Genomic DNA, 14454 nt, shown 5'->3' on the forward strand with positions numbered 1-14454 from the left:
CCGGCTCCGGCCGGGGGCCTGAAGCCGCCCGGCCCGCCCGCTAATGTTGCCGTCGTGGACCTGACCGAATACGTGCCCGTCGTCCCCGACTTCCCCGAACCCGGGGTCGGCTTCCGCGACATCACGCCGCTGCTCGCCGCCCCCGACGCGTTCCGCGCCTCGATCGACCTCCTCCAGGAGGCCTGCGAGCCGTACCCGTACGACTCGATCGCCGCGTTCGACGCCCGCGGGTTCCTCTGGGCCGCCCCGCTCGCCGACCGCGCAGGGAAGCCGCTCCTGCCGATCCGCAAGGCCGGCAAGCTGCCCCGCCGCGCCGCCGTCGAGACCTACCGCGGCGAGTACGCCGAGGTCCGCGTCGAGCTCCACGCCGACGCCGTGAACGAGGGCGACCGCATCCTCCTTGTCGACGACGTCATCGCCACCGGCGAGTCCATGGCCGCCGGGGTCCGCCTCGTCGAAGGCCTCGGCGGCACCGTCGCCGCCTGCGCGGCCCTCCTGGAGATCGCCGCCCTCGGCGGCCGCGGCCGCCTCGACGGGTACCCGGTCGTCTCGCTCCTCGGCAAGCTCTAAGCGGCGCAAGCGAATGCGCGGAGTCCTCGGACTCCGCGCACTGTCGTACCTCCGCGGCAGGGTTGTGCAGGGGACCCAGCGGTAATGCGTCACATACCACCGGGCCCGTCCGCCCTCAGCCCAGCAGCTTCTCGATGTTGGCCGGGTCCGCCAGCGCCGACCCCATGCCGATCACCGACGCGCCCGCCTTGCGGTACGCGTCGACCTCGTCGGGCCCGACACCGCCCGTGGCCACGTACTTGACGTCGGGGAACGGCCCGCTCATCGCCTTGAACCAGTCCCTGCCCAGCGACGATGCGGGGAAGACCTTCACCCACGTGCAGCCCAGCTCCCGCGCGAGGCCGACCTCGCTCGCGGTCGCCACGCCCGGCAGGTGCGGCAGGCCCGCGGCGTGCGAGGCCGCCAGGACGGCCGGGTTCAGGCCCGGCGCGATCGTGTAGGCCGCGCCCGCGGCGGCGGCGCGCTCGACGTGCCCGGCGGTGACCACGGTCCCGGCGCCCACGAGGTGCCCGCGCGGTTCGGCGGCCTTCACGGCCGCGGCGAGCGCCTCCTCCTGGCCGGGCTGCCCGATCGGGACCTCGACGAGGTCGATCCCGGCGTCCCACAGCCGCTCGGAGAGCGCGACGGTCTCGTCGGCGGGCAGGCCCCGCCAGATCGCCATGACGCGCTGGTCGGCGAAGAGGCGGTCGAAGAAGGCGCCTTGGTCAACGGTCACTGGTCCTCCAGGAGGGCTCGAACGGTCTCTGGTGCGGGCGGGGGCGCGAGGTCCCCGACGGTCTGGAGGGCCCCGGCGGCGAGCCGGTGGCCCAGGCGCATCGCGGCGGCGACGGACGCGTCCTGCAAGCGGCCGTAGAGGAAGCCGGCGGCGAAGGCGTCCCCGGCGCCGACGGGCTCGACCACGTCGACCGGTTCGGCGGGGGCGTAGTGCCGCTCGCCGCCGTCGAACGCGGTGACGCCGTTCCCGCCGTCCTTGACGACGAGGACGGGGGCGTTCGGCACGTGCTCGCGCACGTCCTCGGGGGTCTTGACGCCCCACAGGGTCTGGGCCTCGTCGAGGCCGACGAACGCGATGTCGGCGGCATCGGCGAGGCGCGCGAGCGCGGGCCCGGCTTCCTCGACCGGCCACAGGGCCGGGCGGTAGTTCACGTCGAAGCTGACGGTGGCGGGGGCGAGGGCGCGGTCGACCAGGAGCTCCTCGACGAGGGCCGCGCAGGTCGCGGACAGGGCCGGGGTGATCCCGGAGAGGTGCAGGATGCGGGGCGGCTCCAGGCCCGCGAGGTGCCCGGGGGCCATGGTCGAGGCCGCGGAGCCGCGCCGGTAGTAGTGGACGACGGTGCCGTCCGGGCCGGGGTCCTTGAAGTAGACGCCCGTGGGGCGGGCGGGGTCGGTGGCGATGCCGGCGCAGTCGACGCCCGCGTCCTCCAGGACGTCCTTGATGCGCAGGCCGAACGGGTCGTCGCCGACCTTGCCGTGCCAGGCGGCGCGGGCGCCGAGCCGGGCGAGCGCGACGGCGACGTTCGACTCGGCCCCGGCGACGCCGGCGTGGAGTTCGACCGCCGTGCGCAGGGGTCCGGCGGTCGCGGGCGCGAAGACGCACATCGACTCGCCGAGGCACAGGACGTCCAAGGGGGCTCCCTTCGGGATGGGGGACGGGCCCAGCCTACCGACCGGAAAGCGCATTCACAAAGCCGCGGCGCGCGGCGTCCCGCGTAGACTGGATCGACGGACCGCTCGCGATGGGGGCGAACATGATCGACGTGCGCCTGGTGAAGCTCTTCGCGTGGACCATCGGGATCCTGCTGGTCCTGTGGATGCTCGCGGAGTGCATGGGCGGCGCCGACGAGGCGGACGAGGACAACGAGGACCTCCAGCGCGACTCGGAGCAGTACGCCGCGGACTGCGACCGCGCGTGGCAGGCGCTCGACCTCGCCTCGGAGGCCGCGGGCGGCGACGTGGAGACCGTGGTCGACCAGATGGAGGCCCTCGGCAACGAGATCGAGGACCCCGACCTCAAGTCGCTCACTGCGGTCTACGTCTCGCAGGTGCAGGACCTCGCCGCGGGCACCGCGCCCGAGGACCTCGAAGGCGCGATCGCCCAGTACCAGGACTCCGCGGCCTTCGACCTGGCGCTGCGCTGCCCGCTGTCGTGAATCCGCGATGCGGAACAGGCATTGACAGTGTTCGAAATTACCGCTAACTTCGACACGTTTGCACAGCCTTCTGTCCGAAGGATGCCCACTCGACCTCAATGTGGAGGGACGCGGTGCCGCGCTCGCGCGGGCCGCGCGGCGGCCCTCCCGCGGACTTTGCTCTGGGGTTGACGGGGCGGGGCCGTCCGGAGCCGAAGCCGACGCGGGAGACCGCGGCGGCGGCCGCGGGCGGACCCGCCCCGTTTTCGTCCTCCCATTCCCCCGAGAAGCCCCCAAAACCGCCTATACCGGTCCGAGCGTTTGGGTCCGGGCCCGTGCTTGTGGCAAAATGGCACGTCTGCCTTCCCACCGTAGGAGCCTCGTTGCCACCCAGCGAACTGCACGCCACCTTCCTGCCCGACCACGCCTCCCCGGCCGACGGGCGGCTCCTGTTCTTCGGGGGCGGGCGGCCGGAGGCCGCGGTGGCCGAGCTCGGACTGCCCCCGGGCGACCCGGTCGCGGCCGAGCTGTACCTCGGCGGCGAGCTGGCGGAGGTCGAGGGCGTCGCGACGCCGGTCCGGCCGGTCCTGCCCGCGCTCACCCGCATCGCGTCCCGGCCCGACATCACCGAGTCGGTGGCCGTGTGGGCGCGCATCGCGAACGCCGTGGACGACGACAAGTTCGACGACCTCGACCGCATCGCGGGCGAGCTCCCTGCCGAGGGCCACAGCGCCCCGCACTCGGAGGGCCACGTGTGGACCGCGAAGGCCCTGGTGGGCGCCTTCGTCGAGTCCTACACCGAGTTGCTGCGCTCCGACTCGGGGCTCAACCTGCGGCTCATCACCGCCCAGCACGCCGACCCCGGCGAGGTCCGCGTCAACGCCGACCTGCGCAAGTACCAGTCGCACGGCATCGCCTGGCTCGAAGCCGCGGCCGACGGCGGTGCGGGCGTGATCCTCGCCGACGACATGGGCCTGGGCAAGACCCTCCAGTCGATCGGCCTGCTCGTGCGCCGCGCCGGGATCGCGCCGCACCTGGTGGTCTGCCCGACGTCCCTGGTCGGCAACTGGCAGCGCGAGATCGCCCGCTTCGCGCCGCAGCTGTCGGTGCACCTGCACCACGGCCCGGCCCGCACGAAGTCCGCGGCGCCGCTCACCGACACCGACGTGGTCGTCACCTCGTACTCGATCGCCTTGCGCGACATCAAACTGCTGCGCTCCATCGGCTGGGACACGATCGTCATCGACGAGGCCCAGGCGATCAAGAACCACCGCTCGCGCACCGCCGGGGCCGTCCGCGACCTCACCGGCCGCGTCCGCATCGCCCTGACGGGCACGCCCGTGGAGAACCACCTCGCCGAGCTGTGGTCGATCTCCGAGTTCGTCAACCCCGGGATGCTCGGCATCCAGGCCGACTTCAAGCGCCGCTTCGCCGACCCCATCGAGATCGGCCGCGACCCCGTGGCCGCCGCGACGCTCCGCGCCCGCATCGACCCGGTCGTGCTGCGCCGCATGAAGGAGGACGTGGCCGCCGACCTGCCTCCGAAGATCGAGTCCGTCGTGGCCTGCACGATGACCGACGAGCAGGCCGGGCTCTACCGCGAGGCCATCCGCGAGGCGTTCGACGAGGGCCTGGGCGACGGCATCACCCGCCGCGGCCGCGTCCTCAAGCTCCTCACCCGCCTCAAGCAGATCTGCAACCACCCCGCCCAGTACGTGGGCGTCGGGGACGGCGACCTCGCCGAGCGCTCCGGGAAGCTCGACCGCGTCACGGAGATGCTCACCGAGGTCGTCGAGGAGGGCGACAAGACCCTCATCTTCACGCAGTACCGGCAGATGGGGGAGCTGCTGTCGCGCCACCTGGAGGCCGAGCTCGGCGTCGCCGCGCCGTTCCTCCACGGCGGCCTCGACCAGCCCGCCCGCGACAAGCTCGTCGACGAGTTCCAGACCGGCGAGGGCCCCGCGATCCTCCTGGTCTCGCTGCGCGCGGGCGGCACCGGCCTCAACCTCACGGGCGCCTCGCACGTCGTCCACTACGACCGCTGGTGGAACCCCGCCGTCGAGGACCAGGCCACCGACCGGGCGCACCGCATCGGGCAGACCCAGACCGTGCACGTCCACAAGCTGGTGACCGCCGGGTCCCTCGAAGAGCGCGTGGACGAGCTGCTCGCCCGCAAGCGGGCCATCGCCGAAGCGGTGGTCGGCTCCGGCGAGGACTGGCTCGGCGAGCTCGACGACTCCCAGCTCCGCAAGCTCATCGAACTCGACGACGAGGGAGGCCGCCTGTGAGCGACCCGTACGGCCGGACCTGGTGGGGCCGCAAGTGGTGGCGGGCCCTGGAGACCATCGGCCTGAACTACCCCGACCAGCGCATCGTCAAGGGCCGCGCCATCGCCGGGCGCGGCGCCGTCACCGGCCTCTCGATCGAGCCGGGCCGCGTCTCGGGCACCGTGGCGGACGGCCCCGGCGTCTACGACGCCGAGATCACCATCCCCGTCTACAGCAAGTCCGCCTGGACCGCGGGGCTGTCGGCCCTGTCGCTGTCGCCCTCGTGCGTCGCCGGGCTCCTCGCCGGGCGCCTGCCCAAGCGCATCGACGACGTGCTCGCCGAGGCCGGGATGCGCCTGCTGCCCAAGAAGTTCATCACCGAGGACCACAACCGCATCACCACCTCCTGCGGTTGCGCCGACACCCGCGAGGTCTGCGCCCACATCATGGCCCTCGCCCTCGTCAGCGCCGCCCGCATGGACGACGACCCGTGGCTGGTCCTCCTCGTCCGCGGCGGCCCCACCCGCGACCTCGCCGGGCGCCTGCGCGCCGCCCGCCTCGCCAGCATGGAGGCCGCCCAGCCGGCCGCGTGAGGCGTGCTCTCATCGTTTCCTAACCCGGGCGCCATCCGGTGTTGAGGTTGCGCCCCTAACGTCCCGGCCATGCCGAACCAGCGCGACACCGGCATGGCGCGACTGCACCGCCGCACCCTGCTGCGCCTCGCCGTCCCGCTCGCGGCCGCCGCCGCGGCGGCCGCGGCGCTCCCGTCCCTCGTGGACGGCGACCCCGGCGGCTCCGCCGCCGCCGACACCACCACGCCCGCAGGCGATCCCGGCAGCCTCGGCGCGGGCACGGCCACCCGCGCCACCGCCGCCGAGACCACCTACGCTGACCGGCTCGACGCGCTCCTCGCCGAACGCGCCGAGGAACTGGCGGCCGACTCCGGCGCCGACGTCTCCGTCGCCGCCTCCCGCGGCGCCCTCCAGATCGCCCATCGGCCGGACCTCCAGCACGACACCGCCTCGATCGTCAAAGCCCAGCTCCTCGTCATGGCCCTGCGCCACTACGGGACCGTCGCCGACGCCCCCGACGCGCGGCTGCGCGCCATGATCACCGCCTCCGACAACGACGCCGCGACCGCCGTCTACGACGCCCTCGGCGGCGCCGACGCACTCGCCCAGGCGTGCACCGACTTCGGCATGACCGGCACCGAACCCCGCGAGGACGCCTGGGGCCTCACCGACACCACCGCCCCCGACCAACTGACCCTGCTCGGCCACGCCCTCTACGAAGGCCTCCTCGACGCCGACCAGACCGCCTACGCCCGCGACCTCATGTCCTCGGTCACCGCCTCCCAGCGCTGGGGCGTCTCCGCCGCCGCGGCCGACGGCGAGGCCGTCTGGCTCAAGAACGGCTGGGACACCCGCACCGCCCTGGGCGGCCGCTGGGTCGTCAACTCCATCGGCGTCCTCGCCGGAGACACCGACGACCCGATCCGCATCGCGGTCCTCACCAGCGGCGCCGCGAGCCACGCCGACGGCATCGCCCTCGTCGAATCCCTCGCGGCCCTCGCCCGCACGACCCTCGACGGCGGCTTACGGCAGCCGGACCTCCAATGACGGGCCCTCCTGGGCGACGGTGACGCCGGTGAGGTCGGGGATTCGGGGGAGTCCTTGCGCCGCTTCGCCGTCGTAGGCGCCGACCACGACGGTGGCGGCGCCCGCCGATGAAGCGGAGGTGAGGCCCGCGGGGGCGTCCTCGAACGCGACCGCGTCGGTCGCGTCGGCGCCGAGCGCGCGGGCGGCGAGCATGTACGGCTGGGGGTGGGGCTTGCCCTTGGTGACGTCGTCGGCGGCGATGAGGATCTTCGGGAGGGGGATGCCGACCGCGGCGAGGCGGCGCAAAGTGAGGGCGCGGGTCGCGGAGGTGACGACGGCCCAGCGGGCCGGGTCGAGGGACCCCAGGAGCGCGGCCGCGCCGGGGATCTCGCTGATGCCGTCGGTGCGGTCGATCTCCTCGGCCTCGATCCGGTCGGTCTCGGCGACCACGTCCACGCCGTGCGGCGCGAACTCCGCGACCACCTCGATCGTGGGCCGCCCGTGCGCGACCGCGAGGATCGCCGACGCCTCCAGGCCGTGGCGCCCCGCGAACCGGGTCCACGCCCGCTCCACCGACGCCGTCGAGTCGACCAGCGTCCCGTCCATGTCGAACAGCAGCACCGAAGCCGCCAGCACCGAACCGCCCATGACGTACCTCCCTAGAACCGACCCGCAACGGTACCAACGCAAGATGACGGACGCGCTACATTCCGCGCGCCGAGGCGCGAACACGCCGTGCGCCGCGGGAATGCGGTTGCGGCCCTCCGACCGGTCCTTTAGCGTCGAAACCGTGCCAGAACTCATCGACCCGACCGTGCGGCTCACCGCCTCCTTCACCGAGGCGCTGCACGAGTTCATCGCGGAAGGAGGCGGCACCGGCGACTCCGGGACCGACTCGATCATCCGCAACTACCTGCGCCCCGGCGACGAATGGGCCGCCGAGTACGTCGCCGACGTCCTCGCCTGGCGCACCACCGCCCCGCCCGGCTTCGTCCCGTTCACGACCCTCTGGTGGGTCGACGGCGACACCTACCTGGGGCGCCTCGCGATCCGGCACGTCCTCAACGCGCACCTCCTCGACGTCGGCGGGCACATCGGCTACGACGTGCGCCCCTCCGCGCGCCGCCGCGGCCACGCCACCGCCATGCTCGCCGCCGGCCTCCCCGTCGCCGCCGCCCTCGGCATCGAGAAGGCCCTGCTCACCTGCGACGCCGACAACACCACCTCCCGCAAGGTGATCGAGCGCAACGGCGGGGTACTCGAAGACCGCCGCGGCGACAAGCTGCGGTTCTGGGTGCCCACCGCCGCCGACTAGCGAAGCCCGTCTGACCGAGGAGGAGCCGATGAGGATCGAACGCGTCGACTACGACCGGACCCAGCACGCCGGATACGCCAAGGGCCGCAGGCTCCTCCCGTCGAGCCGCCGCGCCTGGACCCGGGCGTTCCGGTCCCTCGCCGGGGACCGCCGCATCGCCCGCGTCGCCGACGTCGGCTCCGGCACCGGCAGGTTCACGCCCGCGCTCGCCGACGAGTTCGGGGCCGAGACCATCGGCGTCGAGCCCTCCGAGCGGATGCGCGAGGTCGCCCTCGCCGAGTCGGCGCACCCGCTCGTCACCTACGTCCCCGGCAGCGCCGCCGACCTGCCCCTGGACGACGCCAGCGCCGACCTCGCCCTCATGTTCCTGGTGTGGCACCACGTGCCCGACCGGCCCGCCGCCGCCCGCGAACTCGCGCGGGTCCTCGCGCCCGGCGCGCGGCTGCTCATCGCCACGACCCTCGCCGACCGCCTCAAGGACCTGCTGCTCTACCGGTACTTCCCGCGCACCCGGGACATCGACGCCCACGTGTTCCCGACGCTGCCCGAGACCGAGGCGGTCTTCCGCGACGCGGGCTTCGCGCCCGCCGGGCTCGTCGAGGTCCACCACCGCTCGGCCGACAGCCTCGCCGAGTACACCGAGCGCCAGCGCATGCGCGCCCTGTCGGTGTACGAGCACCTCACGGACGAGGAGTACCGGGACGGCCTGGCCGCGCTGGCCGCCGACGCCGAGCGGGAGACCGTCCCGCAGCCGGTGGAGGCCGAATGCGACCTGCTGGCGTTCACCCGCCGCTGAGTCAGCGCCCGTCGGGGGCGACCAGGCCCGTGTTGTAGGCGAAGATGACCGCCTGGACCCGGTCGCGGGCGCCGATCTTCGCGAGGATGCGCCCCACGTGGGTCTTCACCGTCGACTCGGCCAGGTGGAACCGCGTCGCGATCTCGGTGTTGTTCCAGCCCTTGCCGATCGCCGTGAGCACCTCCCGCTCCCGCTCGGTGAGCACGTCGAGCTGGGCGCTCAGGTTCGCCTCCTCCTCGCCCTCGACGGGGAACTGGTCGGCGAAGCGGTCGAGGAGGCGGCGCGTGAGCTTCGGGGCGACGACCGCGTCGCCCGCGGCCACGACCCTGATGCCGGCGAGCAGCTCCTCGGGCTGGGCGTCCTTGACGAGGAACCCGCTCGCGCCGGCGCGTAGCGCCGCGTACGCGTACTCGTCGAGGTCGAACGTGGTGAGCACCAGGACCCGGCTGCGCCCGCCCGCGGCGATGATCCGCCGGGTCGCCTCGATGCCGTCGACGCCGGGCATGCGCACGTCCATGAGGACCACGTCGGGCCCCAGCTCGGTGGCGCGGCGCACCGCGTCGGCGCCGTTCCCGGCCTCGCCGAGCACCACCAGGTCCGGCTGGCTCTCCACGAGCATCCGGAACCCCATGCGCTGCAAGGGGTGGTCATCAACGATGAGCAGCGAGGTCACCGGCGTTCCCTTCCGTCGACGGGCATCCACAGCGCGACCCGCCAGCCGCCGCGGGCCTCGGGTCCGGCCACCATTGTGCCGCCGAACGCGGCCGCGCGCTCGGCCAGCCCCGCCAGGCCCCGCGACGTGCCCGCCTCGTCGACCCGGTTCCCGGTGTTCGACACGGTCACCGCGAGCCCCGACTCCCGGTACTCAAGGGACACCTCGGCCCGCCGCGGGCCCTTCGCGTGCTTGAGGACGTTCGTCAGCGACTCCTGGATCGTCCGGTACACGGCGAGCTGCTGGTTCTCCGACAGCTCCCAGTGCTCCCCGGACGACCGCAGCACCACCGGCAGGCCCGCCTCCCGCACCCGCTCCACCAGTGCGTCCACATCGGACAGACCCGGTTGCGGCGCGAGCTCGACCTCCTGCGGGTCCTCGGCCTTGAGCACCGACAGGACCCGCCGCAGCTCCCCGAGCGCCTCCCGGCTGGTGCGCCCGATGACCTCCAGGGCCTCCTTCGCCTTCTCCGGCGACGCGGTCGCCGCGTACGCGCCGCCGTCGGCGAGCGCGTTGATGACCGCCAGGTTGTGCCCGATGATGTCGTGCATCTCCCGCGCGATCCGGTTGCGCTCGTCCGAGACGGCCTCGCGGGTCGCCTGGTCGCGCTGGGAGCTCTGGAACTCGCGCCGCGTGCGCACCAGCATCCCGATCGCCACGACGAACGCGAAGTACGTCACCCCCGACACGGTGAACCCGATGAGCCCCGGCGACGGCCGGTTCACCAGCCAGTCGATCAGCGACGGCACCGTCGTCACCAGCGCGGCCCACCACAGCAGCTTCAGGGGCCGCCGCAGCACCACGTTGTACAGCGCCACCGTGTACGCCAGGCCCGCCGCGATGCTCACGAAGCCCTCGCCGCTCGCGGTGATCCCCAGCGGGATCGTGATCGCCATCGGCACGGCCTGGCTCGCCAGCACCGTGAACGGGTACCGGCGCCGCCAGATCGTCGGCACCAGGAACAGCAGCGTCGCCACCGCCTGCGCCCAGGGGTGCGCGAACTCCATCTGCCCGACCGCGGCCGCGATCGCCCCGATGCAGCCGAAGAACGAGTACAGGAAGATGGGGAACAGATTCCAAAGCAGCGGGTGCCTGGAGTCGAACTCCGACACCCGCTGCCACAGACCCCGCTTGCGGGGGAGGTTCACGGCCTGCGCCACTACTGGACCTTCACACGTGGGATTGTCACACGTCCCGGCGCTTGAGCAGCACGCCCGCCAGCCCGTAGGCCACGACCAGCCAGATCCCCATCCACAGCCACGACTCGCCCACGCCCAGCGTCGACTGCGAGGTGTCCACGAGGATCAGCGTGTTCGCGACGTTGCCCGGCGCGTACGGGACCACGTCGGCGACCCAGTCCCACGGCAGGATCGTCGCCAGCTGCGGCAGGATCATGATCACGCCGATGTAGAACGCGATCGACCCGGCCGAGTTGCGCAGGATCGAGCCGAGCGCGATCGCCAGCAGCGCCAGGTACACGATCATCGCGACGTACCCGAACAGGGCCCGCAGCACGCCGTCGTCGCCCAGCGACACCGACAGCGCGGGGTCGTCGAGCAGGGCCTGTGACAGGAAGAACGTCACGAACACCATGGCGGAGAACAGGACCGCCACCACCGCGCCGTACACGGCTGCCTTCGCCGCCAGCACCCCGAGGCGCTTGGGCGCGGCCGACATCGTCGACCGGATCGACCCGGTCGTGTACTCGCCGGTGACGGTGAGGATGCCGAGCACCGCGATGAACACCGAGCTCATCGAGACGCCCGCCATCGCGAAGTTCAGCGCCATGTCGGCACCGGCGAGCCCCTGGTCGGACGGGACGCTCGCGGAGATCAGGGCCCCCAGGCCCGCCGCGAACACGACCGCGCACAGCAGCACGATCCACGTCGAGCGCAGCGACCACAGCTTCGTCCACTCCGAGCGCAGCAGCCCCGCGCCGGTCAGCCTGTAGCCGCCCTTCGGCACGTAAGCGGCCGGTCGTTCGGTCATTGCGGCGGCGGTCATCACTTCGCCCCTTCCACGGTCTGTCGGTACTCCACCGAATCGGCGGTCAACTGCATGAACGCGTCCTCAAGGGAGCCGCGGTCGGTCCGCAGCTCGTGCAGGACCAGGCCGTGCGCGGCGGCCGTCTGGCCCACCACCGCGGCCTCGGTCCCGGAGACCTCCAGGACGCCCCGCTCGGGGCTGGCGATCGTGATGCCCGGGCCCGCGAGGTGCTCGGCGAGCCGCGCCGCGTCGGGGGAGACGACCCGCACCCGGGCCTTCCCGCTCCCGTTCACGAAGTCGTCCACCGTGGTGTCGGCCAGGAGCTTCCCCTGCCCGATCACGATGAGGTGCTCGGCGGTCTGCGCCAGCTCGCTCATCAGGTGGGAGGACAGGAACACCGTGCGGCCCTCGGACGCCAGGCCCTTGAGCAGCAGGCGGATCCACTTCACGCCGTCGGGGTCGAGGCCGTTCACCGGCTCGTCCAGGATCAGCACGGCCGGGTCGCCCAGGAGCGCGACCGCGATGCCCAGGCGCTGGCCCATGCCGAGGCTGAACCCGCCCACGCGCTTCCCGGCCACCTCGTGGAGGCCGACGAGGTCGATGACCTCGTGGACGCGCTTGGCGGGGATGCCGTGGGTGCGGGCGAGCGCCAGCAGGTGCTTGTACGCGCTGCGCCCGGCGTGCACCGACTTCGCCTCCAGCAGCGCGCCGACCTCGGTCAGCGGCGACTTGAACTGCGAGTAGTGCTGCCCGTTGACGCGGGCGAGCCCGCTGGTCGGGGCGTCCAGGCCCACGATGGCGCGCATCGTGGTGGACTTCCCGGCGCCGTTCGGCCCCAGGAACCCGGTGACGACGCCGGGCTTGACGGCGAACGTCAGATCGTCCACGGCCGTCTTCTTGCCGTAGCGCTTCGTCAAGTGCTCGATCTCGATCATGCCCCGAAATCTACGGCCAGCGCGGGGCGCGTTCATCGGTTTCGGGATCGATCTTCAGGGACGCGAGTGGTACCCGGGTACTACGACTCGCGGCGGGGGAAGTGCTGCGCGGTCTCCTCCATGAGGTTGCCTCGGACCTCCGACTTCGCATGTGCGACTTCCCATATCAGAAGGGGCATTCAGCCGGATACGGTCCGTGTGCCCGTAATCTCGGCGAACCTTCCCATCCATCTCTTGGAGCAGCATGAGCATCTCCCGCAAGGGCCGCATCCGCGCCGCGGTCGCCGGCGCGGCCGCGCTCGCGGCGGCCGCCGCCGTCGTCGCGGCCACCCGCGCCGACGCCGAACCGCCCGAGCCCACCGGCCGCCAGGGCGAGTACGCCGCGGCCGCCGCCGAGTACGGCGTCCCCGAGGAGGTCCTCCTCGGCGTCTCCTACCTGCAGTCCCGGTGGACCGACCACGGCGGCGAGCCGAGCACCGCCGGCGGGTTCGGCCCCATGCACCTGACCGCCGAGGTCGAGACCCTCAACGGCGCCGGGGAGCACCACGACGGCGACGCCCGCGGCGACGACCTCCGCCCCATGGACGAGCCCGCCGAGGAAGAAGAGCCGGTCGGCACCCCCGGGCCGCTCACCATCGACGACGCCGCCGCCCTCACGGGCGCCTCGGAGGAGTCCCTGCGCACCGACCCGGCCGCGAACATCGCGGGCGGCGCCGCGCTCCTCGCCGACTACCAGGCCGACCTCGGCATCGACTCCGACGACCCGGCCGACTGGTACGCCGCCGTCGCCCGCTACTCCGGCGCGGCGGACGAGCCCACCGCCGCCCGCTTCGCCGACGAGGTCTACGGGCTCATCGCCACCGGCGCCGCCGCCGACACCGACGACGGCCCCGTCGAGCTCGCCTCCAGCAGCGTCGACCCCGACGAGAGCACCCTCGGCGCCCTCGGCCTCGCCGCGCTCGACACGGCGAACACGACCTGCCCGGAGTCGCTCGGATGCGAGTGGATCCCCGCCCCCTACGAGCAGTGGGGCACGAGCGCGAGCCAGTACGGCAACCACGACCTCGCCGACCGAGAGACCGACATCGACATCAACGCGATCGTCATCCACGACACCGAGGGCTACTACGACGGCACGCTCGACGTCGTCCAGGACCCGACCCGGATCTCCTGGAACTACACGATCCGCTCCGCCGACGGCCACATCGCCGAGCACCTCGACCACAAGAACGTCGGCTGGCAGGCCGGGAACTGGGCCGTGAACATGCGCTCCCTCGGCATCGAGCACGAGGGCTTCGCCGCCAGCGGCACCTGGTACACCGAGATCCTCTACCGCAACTCCGCCGAGCTCGTCTCCTTCCTCGCCGAGAAGTACGACGTCCCGATCGACCGCGCCCACATCCTCGGCCACGACAACGTGCCCCAGTCCGACCACTGGGACCCGGGCCCCTACTGGGACTGGGGCCACTACTTCCAGCTCCTGGGCCAGCCGCTCGAACACGCCGCGGCGGGCATCACCGGCGGCGCCGTCACCATCGCCCCCGACTTCGAGGACAACCGCCCGGTCCTGACCGGCTGCGACACGAGCGACGACGCGGCCCCCTGCCCGGTCCGCGGCGCCTCCACGGTCCTGCTCTACTCCGAGCCGAGCCTCGACGCGCCGCTGGCGAACGGCGCCTCCAACTCCGTCGACGACCTCGGCGCCCGCGCCGGGTACGGCCAGCGCTTCGCCGTCGCCGAGGTCCGGGGCGACTGGGTCGCCGTCTGGTACCTGGGCAACAAGGCCTGGATCCTCAACCCCGAGGACAACCCGGTCCTCGCGCCGGCCCAGGCGCAGGTCGTCGTCCCGCTCCGCGACGACGTCACGGTCTGGCGCGACACCTACCCCGAGGCCGAGGCCTATGAGGGCACCGGCGCCACGTACCGGCCCAACGCCGTCGTCACCACCATCGACACCGACCAGTCCTACGTCATGGGCGAGGAGCTCCGGTCGCAGGCGCTGTGGGCCAAGACCTTCAACACGCCGACGTTCGTCGTCACCGGCGAGACCGTGTTCTACCAGATCCAGATCGGCCACCGGATCGGCTACGTGAACGCCGCCGACGTCGCCCTCGAAACGGTCTGACACTCAACAGAAAAGGGGGCC

The 14454-nt window shown here is 72.8% G+C and carries 15 protein-coding genes; 8 read left to right on the plus strand and 7 right to left on the minus strand.

Annotation, left to right across the window (positions count from 1 at the left end; translation table 11 throughout):
• Window positions 1–54: 54 nt before the first annotated feature.
• Window positions 55–570 (plus strand): adenine phosphoribosyltransferase, encoded by a 516-nt coding sequence (locus WA640_RS21740; RefSeq protein ID WP_335990477.1) that lies wholly within the window; start codon window positions 55–57, stop codon window positions 568–570.
• 115 nt (window positions 571–685) lie between these two features.
• Here the strand turns inward: WA640_RS21740 and WA640_RS21745 are convergent, their stop codons facing one another.
• Both WA640_RS21745 and WA640_RS21750 read right to left on the minus strand, forming a co-directional pair.
• Window positions 686–1285, minus strand: coding sequence for a bifunctional 4-hydroxy-2-oxoglutarate aldolase/2-dehydro-3-deoxy-phosphogluconate aldolase (locus WA640_RS21745; protein ID WP_335990479.1), 600 nt, complete (start codon window positions 1283–1285; stop codon window positions 686–688).
• Window positions 1282–2196 (minus strand): sugar kinase, encoded by a 915-nt coding sequence (locus WA640_RS21750; RefSeq protein ID WP_335990481.1) that lies wholly within the window; start codon window positions 2194–2196, stop codon window positions 1282–1284. Before WA640_RS21750 ends, WA640_RS21745 begins: the two co-directional genes overlap by 4 nt.
• 122 nt (window positions 2197–2318) lie before the next feature.
• Between WA640_RS21750 and WA640_RS21755 the strand changes: the two genes are divergently transcribed.
• The 4 genes from WA640_RS21755 (at window position 2319) to WA640_RS21770 (ending at window position 6585) form a co-directional block, all read left to right on the plus strand.
• Window positions 2319–2720: a hypothetical protein gene (locus tag WA640_RS21755; RefSeq protein WP_335990483.1), complete on the plus strand. Its 402-nt coding sequence runs from the start codon at window positions 2319–2321 to the stop codon at window positions 2718–2720.
• A gap of 362 nt (window positions 2721–3082) precedes the next feature.
• On the plus strand, window positions 3083–4987 hold the full coding sequence (locus tag WA640_RS21760; RefSeq protein ID WP_219926914.1) for a DEAD/DEAH box helicase: 1905 nt from the start codon (window positions 3083–3085) through the stop codon (window positions 4985–4987).
• Entirely contained in the window at window positions 4984–5559 is a 576-nt protein-coding gene (locus WA640_RS21765; protein ID WP_106366000.1) for an SWIM zinc finger family protein, read from the plus strand. The genes WA640_RS21760 and WA640_RS21765 overlap by 4 nt, the downstream gene beginning before the upstream one ends.
• A 69-nt stretch (window positions 5560–5628) precedes the next feature.
• On the plus strand, window positions 5629–6585 hold the full coding sequence (locus tag WA640_RS21770) for a serine hydrolase (protein ID WP_335990485.1): 957 nt from the start codon (window positions 5629–5631) through the stop codon (window positions 6583–6585).
• On the opposite strand, the gene WA640_RS21775 is transcribed toward WA640_RS21770, so the two are convergent.
• Window positions 6562–7212, minus strand: coding sequence for an HAD-IA family hydrolase (locus WA640_RS21775; protein ID WP_335990486.1), 651 nt, complete (start codon window positions 7210–7212; stop codon window positions 6562–6564). The two genes, WA640_RS21770 and WA640_RS21775, sit on opposite strands and share 24 nt — an antisense overlap.
• 142 nt (window positions 7213–7354) lie before the next feature.
• Here WA640_RS21775 and WA640_RS21780 point away from each other — a divergent pair, with 142 nt between their 5' ends.
• Both WA640_RS21780 and WA640_RS21785 read left to right on the plus strand, forming a co-directional pair.
• On the plus strand, window positions 7355–7879 hold the full coding sequence (locus WA640_RS21780; RefSeq protein ID WP_335990487.1) for a GNAT family N-acetyltransferase: 525 nt from the start codon (window positions 7355–7357) through the stop codon (window positions 7877–7879).
• Between the two features lie 28 nt (window positions 7880–7907).
• Window positions 7908–8675 carry a class I SAM-dependent methyltransferase gene (locus WA640_RS21785; RefSeq protein ID WP_335990488.1) on the plus strand — a complete coding sequence of 256 codons (768 nt, stop codon included), beginning with the start codon at window positions 7908–7910 and terminating at the stop codon, window positions 8673–8675.
• 1 nt (window position 8676) lies between these two features.
• On the opposite strand, the gene WA640_RS21790 is transcribed toward WA640_RS21785, so the two are convergent.
• Genes WA640_RS21790 through WA640_RS21805 form a run of 4 tightly spaced genes read right to left on the minus strand, consistent with a single transcriptional unit; the run spans window position 8677 to window position 12308 of the window.
• Window positions 8677–9348, minus strand: a complete 672-nt coding sequence (locus WA640_RS21790; protein WP_106366004.1) for a response regulator — start codon at window positions 9346–9348, stop codon at window positions 8677–8679.
• Window positions 9345–10547, minus strand: coding sequence for a sensor histidine kinase (locus WA640_RS21795; RefSeq protein ID WP_335990492.1), 1203 nt, complete (start codon window positions 10545–10547; stop codon window positions 9345–9347). The genes WA640_RS21790 and WA640_RS21795 overlap by 4 nt, the downstream gene beginning before the upstream one ends.
• A 25-nt stretch (window positions 10548–10572) precedes the next feature.
• Window positions 10573–11391, minus strand: a complete 819-nt coding sequence (locus WA640_RS21800; protein ID WP_335990495.1) for an ABC transporter permease subunit — start codon at window positions 11389–11391, stop codon at window positions 10573–10575.
• Entirely contained in the window at window positions 11391–12308 is a 918-nt protein-coding gene (locus tag WA640_RS21805) for an ABC transporter ATP-binding protein (protein ID WP_106366007.1), read from the minus strand. The genes WA640_RS21800 and WA640_RS21805 overlap by 1 nt, the downstream gene beginning before the upstream one ends.
• A gap of 244 nt (window positions 12309–12552) precedes the next feature.
• Between WA640_RS21805 and WA640_RS21810 the strand changes: the two genes are divergently transcribed.
• The gene (locus WA640_RS21810) at window positions 12553–14433 is read left to right on the plus strand and encodes an N-acetylmuramoyl-L-alanine amidase (protein WP_335990498.1); all 1881 of its coding nucleotides are present in this window, start codon (window positions 12553–12555) and stop codon (window positions 14431–14433) included.
• Window positions 14434–14454: the final 21 nt, after the last annotated feature.

Source organism: Glycomyces sp. MUSA5-2, from assembly GCF_037034145.1.
GTDB classification, from domain to species: domain Bacteria; phylum Actinomycetota; class Actinomycetes; order Mycobacteriales; family Micromonosporaceae; genus Glycomyces; species Glycomyces artemisiae.

What these genes read in the sequence shown, in the direction of transcription:
- WA640_RS21755 (WP_335990483.1), top strand. Translation starts at nt 2,319, where the DNA reads ATGATCGACGTGCGCCTGGTGAAGCTCTTCGCGTGGACCATCGGGATC.
- WA640_RS21770 (WP_335990485.1), top strand. Translation starts at nt 5,629, where the DNA reads ATGCCGAACCAGCGCGACACCGGCATGGCGCGACTGCACCGCCGCACC.
- WA640_RS21775 (WP_335990486.1), bottom strand. Translation starts at nt 7,212, where the DNA reads ATGGGCGGTTCGGTGCTGGCGGCTTCGGTGCTGCTGTTCGACATGGAC.
- WA640_RS21785 (WP_335990488.1), top strand. Translation starts at nt 7,908, where the DNA reads ATGAGGATCGAACGCGTCGACTACGACCGGACCCAGCACGCCGGATAC.
- WA640_RS21800 (WP_335990495.1), bottom strand. Translation starts at nt 11,391, where the DNA reads ATGACCGCCGCCGCAATGACCGAACGACCGGCCGCTTACGTGCCGAAG.
- WA640_RS21805 (WP_106366007.1), bottom strand. Translation starts at nt 12,308, where the DNA reads ATGATCGAGATCGAGCACTTGACGAAGCGCTACGGCAAGAAGACGGCC.
- WA640_RS21810 (WP_335990498.1), top strand. Translation starts at nt 12,553, where the DNA reads ATGAGCATCTCCCGCAAGGGCCGCATCCGCGCCGCGGTCGCCGGCGCG.